Below are 15,014 nucleotides of genomic sequence, written 5' to 3'. Positions count from 1 at the left end.
ATTTTCAGGGCGACGGCAGGATAAAGTCCGGCACGAGGCCGGTTGCCGCGATGTCCGCTGCTGCGTCCCGACCGGCCAGAAACCCCCAGGAGGTCACCAGAGCCGAGGCAATGCCGGCGACCTGCGCCCCCAGGATGTCTGTATGCAGGCTGTCGCCGACCATCAGAACACGCGACCTCAGGATATCCGGTGCGAGCCGCGTGAAGGCAAGGTCATAGATGTTGGCGAAAGGCTTGCCGAAGAACTCCGGTTGAACGCCTGTCCGGTCCGCCAGGCGATGCGCGAAATAGCCGGGCTCGACGGAAAACCCGGCCTCGCGCGGCGCGGTGATGTCCGGATTGCCGACAAAGACCGGCCTCGGCCGGTCCAGAAGCGCAGCCTCCAGCAATTGCTGGCGCGCCTCGGTCCAGGTGGCGCTGCCGATCATCAGGACCGCATCGAAGTTCTCGTAGTCCTGCGGGTCATCGCGCAGCCGAACATGATCGAGACCTTCGAATTCCGCCGCGGAGACGCCGTCGCTGACCATCAGCGCCCATTTCCGCTTAGGTGCTCGGGCAACGGCCGCGGCCATCGCCTTCCGGCTCGTCACCACGTCTTCGGGATGGAAGTCGAAGCCGAGCCGGGTGTATTTTTCCATCAGACGCTCATGCGGAAAGCCGGCGGCGTTCGAGACAACGAGAACGCGCTTTCCCTTTGCCTGAAGCTCCGCAACGCGTTCCGGCGCCCCCGGGATCGCCGCCTCGCCGACATTCAGGACACCGAAGGCATCGAGAAAAAAGGCGTCGAATTCGTCTGCCAACGCGCCGAGATTGGCGACCGCTTTGGGAGTTCGCCCGGTCATTCCTGCTGCAGGCAGGCGGTGGCGCGCGGCTTCATAGGCAGCGAGCGCGCTTTCTGCGGTGATCGAGTTCAAATGATCGCACCCCGGACCTTGGCAGACACCCATTCGCTGATGACGACGGCAACCAGGATCACGATCAGGATCAGGCTGACCTGCGGCCAGGCCAAAACGTTGAGCGAGGCCTGCAACTGAAGGCCGATGCCACCCGCGCCGACAAGGCCGAGCACCGTGGATTCGCGGATATTGATGTCCCAGCGGAACACTGCAACCCCTGCAAAGGCGGGCAGGATCTGTGGAACGATGCCGTAGGCCATGACCTGCCAGCGGGAAGCTCCCGTCGCCGTGATGGCCTCCACCTGGCTGGTGTCGATCTCCTCGATCGCCTCATAGAGCAGCTTGGCGCAAAAGCCGATGGAGCGGATGGCAATCGCCACCACCCCGGCAAAAACCCCCGGACCGATGATCGCGATCAGGAGCAGCGCCCAGATCAACGAGTTGATGGACCGCGTCGAGACGATGATCAGAAGCGCAATCGGCCGGATAAAGACAGCAGACGGCGTCGTATTGCGGGCCGCAAGGAACGCGACCGGGATCGCGAGCACAAGCGCTATCAGCGTGCCGAGCGTCGCGATGTTGAGCGTGTCCCAGATGGGCCGGCCGAGCTGGGTGATATATTCCCAGCGCGGCGGCGTTGCCCTTGTCCAGATATCGCCGGCAATACGCGGCGCGTCCCAGACGAAGAACCAGGTCGTGGCGCCGGAAATCTGCTGCCAGCAATAGAGGAAGATGGCGACGCCGATGAGCCAGCCGAACCAGCGCACAAGGCTCTCGTTTGTTGTCCGGCGGCGCCAGGTGGCTGTCGTGCCCTGTTTGATGACCGGCATTATTGCACCCTCGCCCGAACCAGACCCGAGATATATTCGAGCGCCATGACAATACCGATGATGAGGATCAGGATCGCGGCGGCCGTATCGTATTCATAACGGTCGAAGGCTGTGTTCAGGGTCGCACCGATCCCGCCGGCACCGACAAGCCCCAGGATCGCGCTTTCGCGGAAGTTGATGTCGACCCGGTAGATGGAAAGGCCCACCAGCCGGGGCATCACCTGAGGCTGGACACCGTAGTTGATCCATTGCAGCCAGCGCGCACCGGAGGCACGGATCGCCTCCGCCTGCGACCGGTCCATTGCCTCGATATCTTCCGCCAGCAGCTTCGACAGGAAGCCGATCGTCGCAAAGGACAGCGTCAGGAACCCTGCAAGCGGCCCGAAGCCGAAGATGGCGACGAGCAGGATGGCAACAATGATCTCCTGAAGCGCCCGGCTGACCGCGACAATGGCGCGGCAGACGAAATAGACGGGAAGCGGTGCGATGTTGCGGGCAGCCCCCAGGCCGATCGGGATCGAGATCAGGATCCCGACGACCGAGGCGGCAACCGTCATCACCGCGCTTTCCAGGAGGCCTTCCCAGATATCGCCCCAGCGCGACAGGAAATCCGGCCGGGTGAAGGCAAGCACGAACTGCCAGCCGCGATCGAGCCCCTCATAGACCCGGCCCCAGTCGACATCGATCGTCAGGAAAGCCGCCACCAGATAGGCGATGAAACCGATCAGCAGCCCCCAGCGCAGCACGGGGTTGCGCACGAAATGGGGTTTGCGCCAGCCCCTGCCCAGCATGTCGTCGAGCTCGCGATGCGTGGCGACCGTCACAGCGCCGCCTCCACCGGATGGGTCGCGGGCGCTTCCTCGTCCTCGTCCTCGACCTTCTGGATCGTCGCCTCCCAGTCCTCCTCGCCGTAGATGGTGCTGAGGACATCGGTGGTCAGCTTCGCCGGAGGCCCGTCGAATTCGATGGCGCCGAAGCGCAAGCCGACGATGCGCTGCACGAACATCTGCGCCAGGGCCACGTCGTGGATGTTGATGATCGCCGCAAGACCGCGTTCGCGGCAAAGTTCGGTGATCAGCCGCATGATCTGACGGCTGGTCTTGGGGTCGAGCGAGGCGGTCGGCTCGTCCACCAGCAACAGCTTCGGGTTCTGGATCAGCGCCCGGCAGATGCCGACACGCTGACGCTGGCCGCCGGACAGCTCGTCCGCGCGCTTGTCGGCCATGTGAAGCAGCCCGACCCGGTCAAGCAGCCGGAAGGCCTCGTCGATGTCCGATTGCGGATATTTGCGCAGGAAACTGCGCCAGAAGCCGACATAGCCAAGGCGGCCGGAGAGCACGTTCTCCATCACCGTCAGCCGTTCGACCAGGGCATATTCCTGGAAGATCATGCCCATCTCGCGGCGGGCGCGGCGCAGGGCACCGGAGCCAAGCCGCGTCAGTTCCATGTCCTCCAGCCAGACTTCGCCACCGGTCGGCTCCACCAGCCGGTTGATGCAGCGGATCATCGTGGATTTGCCGGCGCCCGATGGACCGATCAGGGCGAGAACCTGGCCTTTGGGAACCTCGAGGTCGATGCCCGTCAGCGCCTGGTCGCCTGTTTTATATGTCTTGATGAGTTTCTTGAGGCGAAGCATGTCCCGTCCTGCCCGTTAGGTGGACGGCGGCGGGCGCAATGGCCCCGCCGCCGGCATCAATCATTCGCAGGCGTAGCTTACACCGTTGGCCGTATCGATCTTGCGGATGACTTCCCAGAACTCCTGGTAGGTCATTTCCAGGAACTGGCCCTCGTCCGACTTGGAGAACTCGGCCTCTAGCGTCGTGCCGTCCCAGTTGAAGTTGAAGAAGGCGTTGCGGATCTTGTCCTGCAGCTCCGGCTTCAGGTTATAGACCACGCCGAAACCGGTCGTCGGGAAGGTCTGCGACTTGTAGATCGACACCACCTGCTCCGGCTTGATGACATCGCGCTGAATCATGCGGGCCATGACCGAGTTGGCGATCGAGGCTGCAGGATAGTCCTTGTTGGCGACACCCAGGATCGAGTTGTCGTGCTTGCCGGAGAACACCGGTTCGAAGTCCGTCTCCGGCACCAGCCCGTAATCGGCCTTCAGGATCGCCGAAGGCGCCTTGAAGCCGGAATTGGAGGTCGGCGAGGTGAAGGCGAGCTGCTTGCCCTTGATGTCCTCTACCTTCTCGATGCCGGAGCCCGGATAGGTGATGATTTCCATCTCGTAGCCGAAATTGCCGTCCTTGGAGGCCATGATGGTAAAGGGCCGGAACCCGGCGCAGTTCACCGCCAACGGATTGGACCCGGTGTTGAAGCCGGCAATGTGCAGCCGGCCGGACCGCATCGCCTCGATCTGGGCGGCATTCGACTGGACCGGGAAGAAGACGACCTCCTTGCCGGTTTCAGCCTTCAGATGCTCCAGGAAATCCGACCAGGCCGTCTTGTAGACCGCAGGGTCCTCGACCGGAGTATAGGCGAAGATCAGAGTATCGGGATCGATCCACTGGGCTTCGTCCGCCGGGATATCGGCAATGAGGTCGCCGTCAGCGTCGCAGTATCTCTGGTCGAGATCGCCGCGCGGGCATTCCTGTGCCAGGGCGCCGGTCATGGAGAGCACCGAGACCATCGCAGCGCCGGCAAGTAATTCCAGGATCCGTTTCATTTTCTTTCCTCCCGTTAGAAGCAGACATTTCCTCAAATGGTTTCTCTCTGGCAGAAGCTTCTCAATGGCTTCCTGTTGCCACCAGCAGCTCAACTCCCGCTGCGGCAAGTGCAGACCGTAGATCCCCCTCCGGTTCCCGGTCCACAACAATCGAATGCAGATCCTTCAGCGTGCCGACGCTCGCCAGGCCCTTGCGGCCGAACTTCTCGCAATCGATCAGCAGATGCGACACCCTGCTCTGCCGGATCATCGCCCGTTTCACCGCCGCAAAGCCGCGCACCGATTCTGACGGGCCGTCCGCCGACAGCCCGGAGGCGCCGATCATGCAGCGGTCCACATTGTGCCGCTCCAGATAGTCGACCGTATCGGTGCCGACGGTAGCGGATTCGGACGCCAGATATTCGCCCGGGCACAGGATGACTTCCGCCTGCCCCTGGCCAAGCGTCATCGCCACCGGCAGGCTGTTGGTCACCACCGTGCAGCGCGTTCCCCGGAACGCCAGAAAGCGGGCAAATTGCAGCGTCGTGGAGCCGGAATCGATCATCACAGTCTCGCCGGCCTGTACCAGGGCGGCGGCGCACTGGCCGATCCGCTCGCGTTCTTCGACCTTGGCGCTGCTGCGCTCGTCGAGGCCCGGATAGTGCCCGTGCGACATGGCCGAGGCCCCGCCATGGGCGCGGCTGATCAGGCCTTCGCCGCTCAGTGCCTCGAAATCACGCCGGACAGTTTCCCCGGAAACGCCGAACCGTTCGGCAAGATCGTTGATGCGCACATGGGGCCTGAGCCTCAGCTCAAGCAGGATCTGCTCGCGCCGCTCGGCCTTGCGCAGCCGCGGCTTCTCCGCGCTTGCAGCATCGCCGGCAACTTGATGCTTCGACATGCAGGCTTCCCCACCCAGGCATCCACAACCGCCCGATCATTGAGGGCTTTTCCAACATTTGCAAGCCGGGATGTGGGAAATTTAACGATATCGCGCGTGCATTGCAGCATTTTGCCAGTGCAAGCCCTTCGGATTTGTGGAGTTCGCCAACACCCTTGCCGCAACACACAAACCTCAATTCACCCTTGACCCTGACACTAATGTCAGGGCGCTAGACCCGGCTCATGCGCGCAGCTGTGCGGGCATTCAAGGCTGTGAAAGGCAGAGCATGAGCAAAGAGAACGAATGGCAGGGCAAGGTCGCGATCGTCACCGGCGGCAGCTCCGGGATCGGCGAGGCAGCGGCACTGGCGCTGGCGGAACGGGGCGCGAGAGTGCTCGTCACCGGGCGCGATGCGGCACGGTTGGCCGATGTGGCGGCGAAGGCCGAGGCGATCAGAACCCTTCAGGCGGACAGTGCCGATACGGCGAGTGCCTCACGCATCGTCGCGACGGCACTTCAGGCCTGGGGGCGGCTGGATCTTGTCGTCAACAATGCCGGCGCGGGCCGGCTGCTGCCGGTCGATGCCTATGACGCGGAGACGATTGCCCTTCTTTGCGCGGTCAACATCACCGCCCCCTCGCTGCTGGTGAAGGAAGCCCGCGCGGCCCTGGCGCAAACGAAGGGCGCGATCGTCAATATCGGCACGGCTGTCTCCCGCAATGCCGCACCGCAGCTTGCCCACTATGCCGCGACCAAGGCGGCGCTGGAGCATCTGACCCGTTCCTGGGCGATGGAACTGGCCACCGACGGCATCAGGGTGAACGCGGTCTCCCCCGGTCCGGTCAAGAGCGGCGCCCTGACCGGCATGATGGGCCTGCCGGAAGAAATGGCGGCGGCCGTCGAACAGCAGGAAGCGGCCCAGATCCCGCTTGGCCGGCGCGGCCTTCCCGCCGACATCGTGCCCTGGATCCTGCGCCTTGGCGGAACCGGCAGCGACTGGCTGACAGGCCAGGTGCTGACGGTCGACGGAGGCTGGGCGCAGCGGGGCTGAGATCTATTGCGCGTCCCCGCGCCCGGGCTCCGGACCGCAGCAGCAGACACTGCATTCCGGGTCACCCCCGACAAGCGCAGCGCAGATCCGGGGCCCGTTCGCGGTTCCACTTGCCGCAGCAATTGGATCCTCCGGAAACGAGTAGGCCCCGGCTCTCCCTGCGGTCAGCCGGGGTGACGCGGAGGGGAACGGCGTCGCACTGCAGTGGCGCAAGTCTACCGGCCCGGAATGGCCGCAACACCCTTCAGCCGCCCATCACCCCTTGAATACCGCTTCAGAACCCCGACATCTGCGTCAGGGTTCCAGCACGCAGGAGACTACCGGAATGCAGGCGAAGGAAGCGGCCGAAAGGCTGGGGATCAGCCAGCGCATGCTGCGCCACTATGAAAAGGAGGGCCTGATGGAAGTCCGCCGCTCCGCCAACGGCTACCGCGTCTATTCCGAGACGGACCTGCGCCGGGCCGGGCGCATTGCCGATTTCATCGCGACCGGCTTTTCCACCCGCGAGATCCGCGCCATGGCGGCCTGTCTCTCGGACGAGGGCGCCGGACCCTGCGAAGGCGGCATAGAGCAACTCCTGCAGAAGCTCACCCATATCGACCGCCTGCGCGCCGATCTCGACACCCGCCGGGAGGCGGTTCTGGACCGTCTAGCCGGGCTTCGGGGCGCTCTTTCCAGAACGGCGTGACCCGGCTTTCCTGTCTTGTCAGTTGCTTGTTCGGCCTTCACATCATATGTGAAAAGAACTGCCCTCCGGCTCGCACCTGATCAGGGACTTGTGTTGAATGAATGTCTTGGCGCGTTTGCCGTACATTTATGATGTCGCCACATCCGACAACAACTGGACAATCGCGCTTGACCATGTCGCGGCGGCCTCGGGGTCGAAAGGGGCCTCGATCTATGCCTCCAACAACACCGATTTCGTCTTTGACCTGATGGGCCTCAACAGCCACTTCCTGCAAAAGCCCGACTGCGTTCAGACCTATTTCGAGAATTACCGCGGCTACGACGAGGATGTGATCGGCCTCGCCTTCCGCAAGCCCGCCTTCAGGAAACTCACCGACGAGGAACTCTTTCCCGCCGAAGTCCTCAGCGACGGCCGGGAGGACTTCGACTACCTGAGGCAGCATTACGGCGTCTGGCGGCGGTCGGCCTACAACATGTCCCAGCCGGGCTGGAACGCGCTTGTCGTCACCCATTTCGACAGGTCGCTGCAGCGATTGCCGCATGAGCTTGACCCCGAAACGGACCTCCTCATCCGCCACCTGAGCAAGGCGCTGGAAATCAACCGCTTCTGCTCGCAGCTTCGCCAGCGTTACCGGGCGGTTCTGGCCGCGCTGGACCATATCGACGTTGCGATCTGCATTGTGCTGCATAATGGCGAGGTCATCGCGCAGAACCGGAAGGCCCGGCAGACCTTGAGCGATCGCAACGGCATCGGCCTGACCCGTGAAAGCCGCCTGAGCCTGTCCTCCGCCGACCTGACCTCTGCCGCAAACGGCTATGTCAGGGCCTGCGCCGGTGCCGCCATCGGCCAGGACCCGTCCTTCGAACACAGCCTGCTCGCCCCCAAGCGCGACGGCGAGGATCCCTATCTTCTGGAGATTTCGCCGCTGCGGGACGGCGATGACGAGATGAACGACAGCCTGGCCGCCGCCCTGATGCTGATCATCGATCCGTCCGACCCGCCGGCGCTGACACCTGATGCTGCGGCCCGTGTCTTTTCCCTGTCCCCGGCGGAGACGGCCGTCGTTTCGCTGCTGCTTGAAGGCAAGAGCCTTCCGGAAATCGCCGAAACGCGCTCCGTCGCCGTCGACACCATCCGCAACCAGTGCCGCGCCATCCACCTGAAAATGGGTGTCCGGAACAGGGCGGAACTGGTCCGCAAGGTGATCGGGATATCGCCGCCAGTGCGGTGACCTGGCTCTGGAGCCGGACACCGCGTGGCAGCGAACCGTGTGTGCATGCCCCTCGCCTGGTCCGTACCCGCGCCGCCCGGCCGGATAGTGGCACCCCATACGTGAACCCGGCCGCCGAGCCGTTCCGTGAACTTTCTCGGAAGCACGCCTGCGGTATCGCAATGTCCCGGACAAGGCCGACCGGCCACTTTCCTGTAATAGCCACCCGGCAACCGGTCAGCCCCTTCAACTCAGTGCCGTGAACCTCGCGGCGAGGTCTTCCATGGCCCTGACATACGGCCCCGGACCATAGCTGGCGCGGGCGACGCCGACGCTGGCAACATCGCTGAGGGAGGTCAGGTCTCCCCGCATCATGACATTCACCGGCAGGGGCGTTGCCTCGACGATCCGCGCAATAAGCGCTGGCTGCGTCAGGCCGGGAATGAAGAACCCGTCGGCGCCCGCCGCCGCATAGGCTTTTGCCCGCGCTATGGCATCCGCGACAGAGCCCTCGTGACCCGCCGGATCGGACCCCAGAAAGAGGTCGGTCCTGGCATTGATGAAGAGCGGCATGTCTTCCGCGTGCGCGGCCGCGCGGATGGCAGCGATCCGTTCCGCCTGCCGCGCGATGGAATAAAGCCCCGTGCCGCCGACGATCCGGTCCTCGAAATTGACGCCGATCACGCCGGCGCGGATCACCTTCCGGGCATTTTCGCTTAGAGCCGCCGGATCTTCCGCATAGCCGCCCTCGAAATCGAGCGACAGCGGCAGGCTGGTGGAGGCGGCAATGCGCCCGGCGATCTGCAGCACGAAGTCCAGCGGGATGGCCTCGCCATCGGCATATCCGTGCGCGGCGGCAACCGACCAGCTCCCCGTCGCGACCGCCTTCGCACCCGCCTTTTCCAACGCCCGGGCCCCGCCCGCATCCCAGATATTATAGAGCACCAGGGGCGTGCCCTTCCGGTGCAGGGACCTGAAAAGATCGGCTTTCTCACGCTGTGTCATCTGCAGCTCAACTCCTTGAAAGAACAGGCTTCCCGGCCCTCCGGCCGGGCAGACCGGGTAGCGGGATCGGGCGGACCCTATCGCGGGCAAAAGGACCATGCCGCCGGAAATCGGGCGTGACCTGTGGTTTTTCGGACAGGTGGGCGGAAGACACCTCCCTTGCGGCCGCAGATGCGATTGGGGAACGCTTTACGGAAACCACGGCCGTCAACCTGGGCAAGCGCAGAACGGTCCCCGGCGTGACACGCAGGGCAATCGCAATTGAAGTTTATCCTCATTGGGTGCGTTTGACAGTTCACTACGGTGTCACCCCGGACAAGCGAAGCGCAGATCCGGGGCCTACTCTCAGAGCTACTTGCCGAAGCACGCAAGGTTTCATGAAGAAGTGACCCCCACTCCAGCTCTCTGGAAACGAGTGGGCCCCGGGTCTCGCGATGCTCGCCCGGGGTGACACCAGTGTTTTCATTTTGACTGTTCCAAATACGATTTCCCTGGGTGACAAGGGGGCAACACCGAGGCTTCTCCGGGACTGGCCCAACACGCCCGGCACCAATCACACGCTGCCAGACGCGAACACCTTCGCCAGCACCACCACTGCCTGCGGATAGGGATCGGGCGCGAGACGGCGGACGAGACAAGGCCGAGGTCGGTTTCAGCGTCAGTGGCGGTGGAGCGGCGGCAGTGGAGTATCATGAAACATCCTTTGAACCACGCTTTCGCGAAACCTGTAAAATGACAGTCATTTGCCGTCGTTTCCGATGTGTTTCGGCATTCCGATTGCTCCCGAAGGCCGTCAATCACCACATACGGATTGAACTCACAAGTTGGCCATGGAACGGCCGTTCATTTCGCATTGGACGAAGGTGTTGTGTCTCGGCCCCTCAGAAGCTCTTCAGGTGCGCACTTTTCAAAGGCAGGGAGTTACTGACAATGCGCAGATCACATATATTGGTCTGGAAGAATGAGTGACCAAAAGAGACCGGAGACTGAGGTGTCACCAAGTAAGGGCCGCGTTGAAAGACTGATTGATAGGATTGGCGCAGAGTTTCAGTCTCATCTCATTGACTTGTGGAACACTTCCACAGTCTTTGAAATTCAAGACGGCGCCGTTCAAAAGATGATCTCAAGCGAAGCACCCTTTGGTGTCATTGGGATCAAGATCCTGATGCGCAATCCGGGGGACGTAGGTCGTCTTTTTGAGCATCAATGGAATTTCAGCATCGGGATCACCGGATGTGAATTCACGCTTTTGGATGTCGATTACCAGAACGACGTTTGGATCGGTGATGCGAATTCCGCCGAATTCGCTGGGCACGAGCACATTGCCTACAAATCGGTTGAACACATGATTGCCTTTCATGGTGATGAATTCGGCGTCGGAAAAGTCTTTGTCGAAAAAATCGGCGCTCTCTGCCCCAGCCTGCTAGAAAAGCCACCATTGTTCTTTCGAATGCCGCGCAGGGCGCCACCCGCCTATCGGTACACAGCAGCACCCGAGGCCATTCGCGAGGAGGTGGGCCTATCGCTTGATGACGGCGTGGTTCTGATTGAGGCGATGATCAAAGAACACGGGATTGCCCCCTATACGATCCTTCTGTCGTTCCAGTCTGATGAAAACTTCTGGTTGGTTGACCTCCCCGAAGCGCTTGTCGACCGTTACCAGCATGGCCTGATTGATCCAAGCCTTGGTGATCACCATTCAAATCTTGAGGTAGGGGTATCCATTACAGCAGAGGCTCTGAGGAACGGGGTCCGGCAGAAGCCAAAGAGCGCTGAGCGCGATAACGGTGTCTTTTTCTCCATGTCCGGAAGAGGTTCTGCGTCAGGTTATTTGAACGGATTGAATTGACTTTACGTTGCGTGGGGTCATCTCAGTTGCTGAGGGAAGGCGCGCAATTCCCGACAACCTACTCTCTGACACGATCAAGACCTTGGCTGCACGGAGCACCAATGTCCGCTTCACTAATCGCTGCGGCCGGAACCGGAAAGCCCCCCTCGCGGCCCCAATCCAGACCAATCGCTCTACGTTACCGATTCAATACAATCCACCCCAACCCAGTTGCTGAGGCAGCAGCACCAAGACCGCCAACCCCACCCTCACCCAGCCACAAAATACGCCGCCAACCTCTCCCGGATCCGCACCAGCGGCGTTTCCCCGGCAAGGTCCGGCTCGAACGGCCGTCCCGTGATCGCCTCGTAGGCGTCGATATAGACCTTGCTCGTCTCCTCGATCAGCGCTTCGGGGATTTCCGGGATTTCGTCTTTGTAGGGGTCGCATCGGGCGTCGACCCAGGCACGGATGATGTCCTTGTCGAGGGACGGCGGGCGGGTGCCTTCGTCGAAAGCCTTCTGGTAGCCGTCCGCCAGCCAGTAGCGGGAGCTGTCTGGGGTGTGGATCTCGTCGGCCAGCACGATGTTGCCGGCCTCGTCGATGCCGAATTCGTATTTCGTGTCGACCAGGATGAAGCCCTTGTCCGCCACCATTTCCTGGCCGCGCCTGAAGAGGGCAAGCGCCGCGGTGGAAACGGTGCGCCACTGGTCTTCGGTGAGGAGACCGCGGGAAAGGATCTCTGATTCCGTCAGCGGCTCATCGTGGCCAACGTCGAAGGCCTTGGTGGTCGGGGTGATGATGGGCTCGGGAAGCTTCTGGTTGTCGCGCATCCCGTCCGGAAACGTATGCCCGTACATCGCCCGCTCGCCCTTCTTGTAGCGCGTCAGGATGGAGGTGCCGGTCGTGCCAGCCAGATAGCCGCGCACGACAATCTCCACCGGCAGGATGGTCAGCTTCCTGCCGATGACAACGGCCGGGTCCGGATAGGAGAGCACGTGGTTGGCACAGATATCGGCCGTCACCTCGAACCAGAACCGCGCCATCTGCGTCAGCACCTGCCCCTTGAACGGGATCACCGCCAGGATGCGGTCGAAGGCCGAGATCCGGTCCGTCGTGATGAGGATGCGCTTGTTGTCGGGCAGGTCATAACAATCCCGCACCTTGCCGAAATAGGGGTTGGGCAGTTCCGGAATGCGGGCATGGTCGAGGGCGCGGTTTTGCAAGGTCGAGGCTCTTTGTTGGCAAGAGAAGCAGGTGGTTCGCGTTCGCTAGCATAAAATTCCCGATATGTCGCCGGGACGGTTTGTCCGCAGCAATACAGGAACGCGAGTCTGTTGGAACCTCGGCCCACGGAACGGAATATTGATACCGGCGCGTGAACAACGGCGCATAAATATATGGGCTGAAATGAAATTTCCGGCCGCCTTGTTCCGGACACCGTTAGAGCCTATATAGAAGCATCGATCTTGCTTGATGAACTTTGTGTCTGCGCACACGGCGCCCTTACGATCTTCCCTTTCAACATCGACATAATCGCAGCAGCACGCATGTCGCGGGCCGCGCACAACTCATGACCGAATGAAAGGAAATCATCATGATCACTGGAACCGTGAAGTTCTTCAATGCCACCAAAGGCTTCGGCTTTATCCAGCCGGAAGACGGCGCAGCGGACGTTTTCGTTCATGTCACCGCCGTCGAGCGCGCCGGCATGCGGTCTCTGGTCGAAGGCCAGAAGGTCGGCTTTGAGATCGTCAAGGACAACCGCTCCGGCAAGTCTGCCGCAGAGAACCTGCAGGAAGTCTAAATCCTTCTTCCCGGTCCCTGACCACGGATGTACTGGCACGGACCGACGGAACAAGTTGAGAGGCCGGGACATGTCCCGGCCTTTTTACATTCCGTTCCATGAAAGGACTGAGTCTCATGGCCTCCCCGACCGGCCGCAACAAGCTTGGCAGCACGAAGCGGGAAACCGCTGAATCCAAAGCCGACACAACCAAGCGGATTTCGCAGGAGATCCAGCGGACCGAAACCGAAAACCGCCAGGCCAAGACGGAAAAGCTCCGGCTGGCAAGACTGGCCATGCAGGCGCTGTTACCCCTTGGTGCGGCCGGCTCCAAAGCCGGCAAGCCAAAGAAACGCGGCAAGGCCGAGACCTAACCCCGCACCCCGGGGTCGGCTAGTCCGATCCTCGACAGGCGGTCCTCCGGCAAATCCAATCAGGACAAGAATTCAGTTGTCGACCGATATCGAAGCAAACGCACCACGGGCACGGGACGAGCGGTCCTGGGTCAAGGCCCTGACGCCCTACCAAACGCCCGACCCGGCCCGAAGCGTGTTCGAAATCGCCGTGACGGCGCTGTCCTTCCTCGCGATCTGGGCTGCGGCGGCTTATGTCGTCGTCCATGTCAGCTGGTGGGGACCGCTCCTGACGATACCGGCAGCCGGGTTCCTGGTCCGTATTTTCATCCTGCAGCACGATTGCGGCCATGGAACCCTGTTCGCCGATCGCAACCTGAACAACTGGACCGGCCGCCTACTCGGGGTGTTCACGCTGACGCCCTACGATTACTGGCGCCGCACCCATGCAGTCCATCACGCCTCGACCGGCAACCTGAACCGGCGCGGGATCGGCGATGTCGATACGCTGACGGTGCGCGAATTCCGGGCGTTATCCCCATGGAACCGCCTGCGCTACCGGCTCTATCGCCACCCGGTCGTCATGTTCGGCCTCGGCCCCGCCTGGCTGTTCGTCTGCCAGTACCGCCTGCCCTTCGGCCTGATGCGCGCGGGAGCGCAGCCGTGGCTGTCGACCCTTCTGACAAATCTTGGCATCGCCCTGCCCGCCGCGCTGCTGATCTGGCTCATCGGTCTAGGCCCGTTTCTCGTCGTGCAGATCCCCGTGACCCTGATGGCGGCGACCGTCGGCGTCTGGCTCTTTTATATCCAGCATCAGTTTGAAGACACGCATTGGGCAGAACAGGCGGACTGGAATTTCCATCACGCGGCCCTTCACGGCAGTTCGCATTACGACCTGCCCCGCCCGCTGCGCTGGATGACCGGCAATATCGGCATCCATCACGTGCATCACCTGGCAGCCAGGATCCCGTTTTACCGCCTGCCCGAAGTGCTCAGGGATTTTCCCGAATTGAAGGACGTCAACCGGATCACGTTTCAGGAGAGCCTGAAATGCGTGAAGCTCGTTCTTTGGGACGAGAGCGGGAAACGCCTGATCACCTTTCAGGAGGAGCGCTCGGACCGCCTCGCAGCCGCCGCCTGACCGGTTTCGGCAGGCTGCCTGCCTTCAAGAACCGAAGGTCTTTTCAATCAGCGACCTATTCGGATCCGAAGCCCCGCCACCAACCGGCTCCAGCAGGTCCTGGGCAGCCACACGTTCGTAAGGCTCGTTTTCGCAGCGTATCCGATATTGCGGGAAGCCGCCGCTGACCGGCACCTTGCTGGTGATCCGGTAGGTCTCGACGGACATGTTCTTCCCGCCCAAACCGTTCTTCAACCTCACGGACTGACCGACCTCGAAAAGGTGTGTTGCTGAAACGCCTTGATCTCGATCGCCGAGATAGAGGTAGCGATGTTTGGTGTTCATCACAGCGGGTGTTCCTTTGTTGTCAGGATGCAATTGAAATTGACTTGCCATCACGTTTGACGCCGGAACGAACCAGGCCACGGAGGTAGGGCGGCACAGGTGCACCCCGGTGCACCGGACCGATCTTCAGCGGCCGCCTGTTTCAGTCAGGGCAATTTCAATCGAAGGGAATTCTCTATTGCCGGATTTTCCGGTTTCCGCCTCTGTTGCCGGAAAAGTACCGGCGCACTGTTTTCATAATACATAAGCGGATCAATCTCTCTCAAATATAGCTACGCATACCCAAAAGAAAATATCAAGTTTTTAAACGGGCCAGGCCACTGAAATAAATAAAGAATACAACTGGAATTCAGCAGGAAACCCCGTGTTTTTT

General features: G+C 61.7%; 16 protein-coding genes. 7 read left to right on the top strand and 9 right to left on the bottom strand.

Translation table 11 applies throughout. The features are described 5' to 3' along the window. Positions 1-4: 4 nt before the first annotated feature. From ACX3M4_RS19775 to ACX3M4_RS19750, 6 genes are all read right to left on the bottom strand, one after another. Positions 5-913 carry an HAD-IIA family hydrolase gene (locus ACX3M4_RS19775; RefSeq protein WP_459354701.1) on the bottom strand — a complete coding sequence of 303 codons (909 nt, stop codon included), beginning with the start codon at positions 911-913 and terminating at the stop codon, positions 5-7. Next, the gene (phnE, locus tag ACX3M4_RS19770; RefSeq protein ID WP_459354700.1) at positions 910-1,725 is read right to left on the bottom strand and encodes a phosphonate ABC transporter, permease protein PhnE; all 816 of its coding nucleotides are present in this window, start codon (positions 1,723-1,725) and stop codon (positions 910-912) included. The genes ACX3M4_RS19775 and phnE (ACX3M4_RS19770) overlap by 4 nt, the downstream gene beginning before the upstream one ends. Then, on the bottom strand, positions 1,725-2,516 hold the full coding sequence (phnE, locus tag ACX3M4_RS19765) for a phosphonate ABC transporter, permease protein PhnE (protein WP_459359467.1): 792 nt from the start codon (positions 2,514-2,516) through the stop codon (positions 1,725-1,727). The genes phnE (ACX3M4_RS19770) and phnE (ACX3M4_RS19765) overlap by 1 nt, the downstream gene beginning before the upstream one ends. A 29-nt stretch (positions 2,517-2,545) precedes the next feature. Beyond that, entirely contained in the window at positions 2,546-3,361 is an 816-nt protein-coding gene (gene phnC / locus ACX3M4_RS19760) for a phosphonate ABC transporter ATP-binding protein (protein ID WP_459354699.1), read from the bottom strand. Between the two features lie 60 nt (positions 3,362-3,421). Further along, the gene (phnD, locus tag ACX3M4_RS19755; protein WP_459354698.1) at positions 3,422-4,393 is read right to left on the bottom strand and encodes a phosphate/phosphite/phosphonate ABC transporter substrate-binding protein; all 972 of its coding nucleotides are present in this window, start codon (positions 4,391-4,393) and stop codon (positions 3,422-3,424) included. A 61-nt stretch (positions 4,394-4,454) separates the two neighbouring features. Continuing rightward, positions 4,455-5,273, bottom strand: a complete 819-nt coding sequence (locus ACX3M4_RS19750) for a DeoR/GlpR family DNA-binding transcription regulator (RefSeq protein WP_459354697.1) — start codon at positions 5,271-5,273, stop codon at positions 4,455-4,457. Positions 5,274-5,541: 268 nt separating this feature from the next. On the opposite strand from ACX3M4_RS19750, the gene ACX3M4_RS19745 reads away from it, so the two are divergent. From ACX3M4_RS19745 to ACX3M4_RS19735, 3 genes are all read left to right on the top strand, one after another. Continuing rightward, positions 5,542-6,306 (top strand): SDR family NAD(P)-dependent oxidoreductase, encoded by a 765-nt coding sequence (locus ACX3M4_RS19745; RefSeq protein WP_459354696.1) that lies wholly within the window; start codon positions 5,542-5,544, stop codon positions 6,304-6,306. Between the two features lie 325 nt (positions 6,307-6,631). After that, entirely contained in the window at positions 6,632-6,994 is a 363-nt protein-coding gene (locus ACX3M4_RS19740) for a MerR family transcriptional regulator (RefSeq protein ID WP_459354695.1), read from the top strand. Between the two features lie 106 nt (positions 6,995-7,100). Beyond that, complete coding sequence (locus ACX3M4_RS19735) at positions 7,101-8,225, top strand: helix-turn-helix transcriptional regulator (RefSeq protein ID WP_459354694.1); 1,125 nt, start codon at positions 7,101-7,103, stop codon at positions 8,223-8,225. 225 nt (positions 8,226-8,450) lie between these two features. On the opposite strand, the gene ACX3M4_RS19730 is transcribed toward ACX3M4_RS19735, so the two are convergent. Next, a complete protein-coding gene (locus ACX3M4_RS19730; protein WP_459354693.1) occupies positions 8,451-9,209 on the bottom strand; it encodes an isocitrate lyase/PEP mutase family protein in 759 nt (252 codons plus the stop codon). A gap of 961 nt (positions 9,210-10,170) precedes the next feature. On the opposite strand from ACX3M4_RS19730, the gene ACX3M4_RS19725 reads away from it, so the two are divergent. Next, positions 10,171-11,058, top strand: coding sequence for a hypothetical protein (locus ACX3M4_RS19725; protein ID WP_459354692.1), 888 nt, complete (start codon positions 10,171-10,173; stop codon positions 11,056-11,058). A gap of 248 nt (positions 11,059-11,306) precedes the next feature. Here the strand turns inward: ACX3M4_RS19725 and ACX3M4_RS19720 are convergent, their stop codons facing one another. Beyond that, positions 11,307-12,263, bottom strand: a complete 957-nt coding sequence (locus ACX3M4_RS19720; RefSeq protein WP_459354691.1) for a phosphoribosylaminoimidazolesuccinocarboxamide synthase — start codon at positions 12,261-12,263, stop codon at positions 11,307-11,309. A 371-nt stretch (positions 12,264-12,634) separates the two neighbouring features. Here ACX3M4_RS19720 and ACX3M4_RS19715 point away from each other — a divergent pair, with 371 nt between their 5' ends. From ACX3M4_RS19715 to ACX3M4_RS19705, 3 genes are all read left to right on the top strand, one after another. After that, on the top strand, positions 12,635-12,844 hold the full coding sequence (locus ACX3M4_RS19715) for a cold-shock protein (RefSeq protein WP_459354690.1): 210 nt from the start codon (positions 12,635-12,637) through the stop codon (positions 12,842-12,844). 116 nt (positions 12,845-12,960) lie between these two features. Beyond that, the gene (locus ACX3M4_RS19710; protein WP_459354689.1) at positions 12,961-13,197 is read left to right on the top strand and encodes a hypothetical protein; all 237 of its coding nucleotides are present in this window, start codon (positions 12,961-12,963) and stop codon (positions 13,195-13,197) included. A gap of 76 nt (positions 13,198-13,273) precedes the next feature. Beyond that, on the top strand, positions 13,274-14,317 hold the full coding sequence (locus tag ACX3M4_RS19705) for a fatty acid desaturase (protein ID WP_459354688.1): 1,044 nt from the start codon (positions 13,274-13,276) through the stop codon (positions 14,315-14,317). A gap of 24 nt (positions 14,318-14,341) precedes the next feature. Here ACX3M4_RS19705 and ACX3M4_RS19700 read toward each other — a convergent pair whose 3' ends face one another. Then, complete coding sequence (locus tag ACX3M4_RS19700; protein WP_459354687.1) at positions 14,342-14,692, bottom strand: hypothetical protein; 351 nt, start codon at positions 14,690-14,692, stop codon at positions 14,342-14,344. Positions 14,693-15,014 lie beyond the last annotated feature (322 nt).

This window comes from Roseibium sp. M-1, from assembly GCF_054515675.1.
This window is presented reverse-complemented; position numbering and strand designations above follow the sequence as displayed.

Bases quoted from the DNA above. Each gene is read 5' to 3' on its own strand.
- phnD (WP_459354698.1), bottom strand. From the start codon at position 4,393: ATGAAACGGATCCTGGAATTACTTGCCGGCGCTGCGATGGTCTCGGTG.
- ACX3M4_RS19750 (WP_459354697.1), bottom strand. From the start codon at position 5,273: ATGTCGAAGCATCAAGTTGCCGGCGATGCTGCAAGCGCGGAGAAGCCG.
- ACX3M4_RS19725 (WP_459354692.1), top strand. From the start codon at position 10,171: ATGAGTGACCAAAAGAGACCGGAGACTGAGGTGTCACCAAGTAAGGGC.
- phnC (WP_459354699.1), bottom strand. From the start codon at position 3,361: ATGCTTCGCCTCAAGAAACTCATCAAGACATATAAAACAGGCGACCAG.
- phnE (WP_459354700.1), bottom strand. From the start codon at position 1,725: ATGCCGGTCATCAAACAGGGCACGACAGCCACCTGGCGCCGCCGGACA.
- ACX3M4_RS19700 (WP_459354687.1), bottom strand. From the start codon at position 14,692: ATGGCAAGTCAATTTCAATTGCATCCTGACAACAAAGGAACACCCGCT.
- ACX3M4_RS19715 (WP_459354690.1), top strand. From the start codon at position 12,635: ATGATCACTGGAACCGTGAAGTTCTTCAATGCCACCAAAGGCTTCGGC.
- ACX3M4_RS19710 (WP_459354689.1), top strand. From the start codon at position 12,961: ATGGCCTCCCCGACCGGCCGCAACAAGCTTGGCAGCACGAAGCGGGAA.
- ACX3M4_RS19730 (WP_459354693.1), bottom strand. From the start codon at position 9,209: ATGACACAGCGTGAGAAAGCCGATCTTTTCAGGTCCCTGCACCGGAAG.
- phnE (WP_459359467.1), bottom strand. From the start codon at position 2,516: ATGCTGGGCAGGGGCTGGCGCAAACCCCATTTCGTGCGCAACCCCGTG.
- ACX3M4_RS19745 (WP_459354696.1), top strand. From the start codon at position 5,542: ATGAGCAAAGAGAACGAATGGCAGGGCAAGGTCGCGATCGTCACCGGC.
- ACX3M4_RS19740 (WP_459354695.1), top strand. From the start codon at position 6,632: ATGCAGGCGAAGGAAGCGGCCGAAAGGCTGGGGATCAGCCAGCGCATG.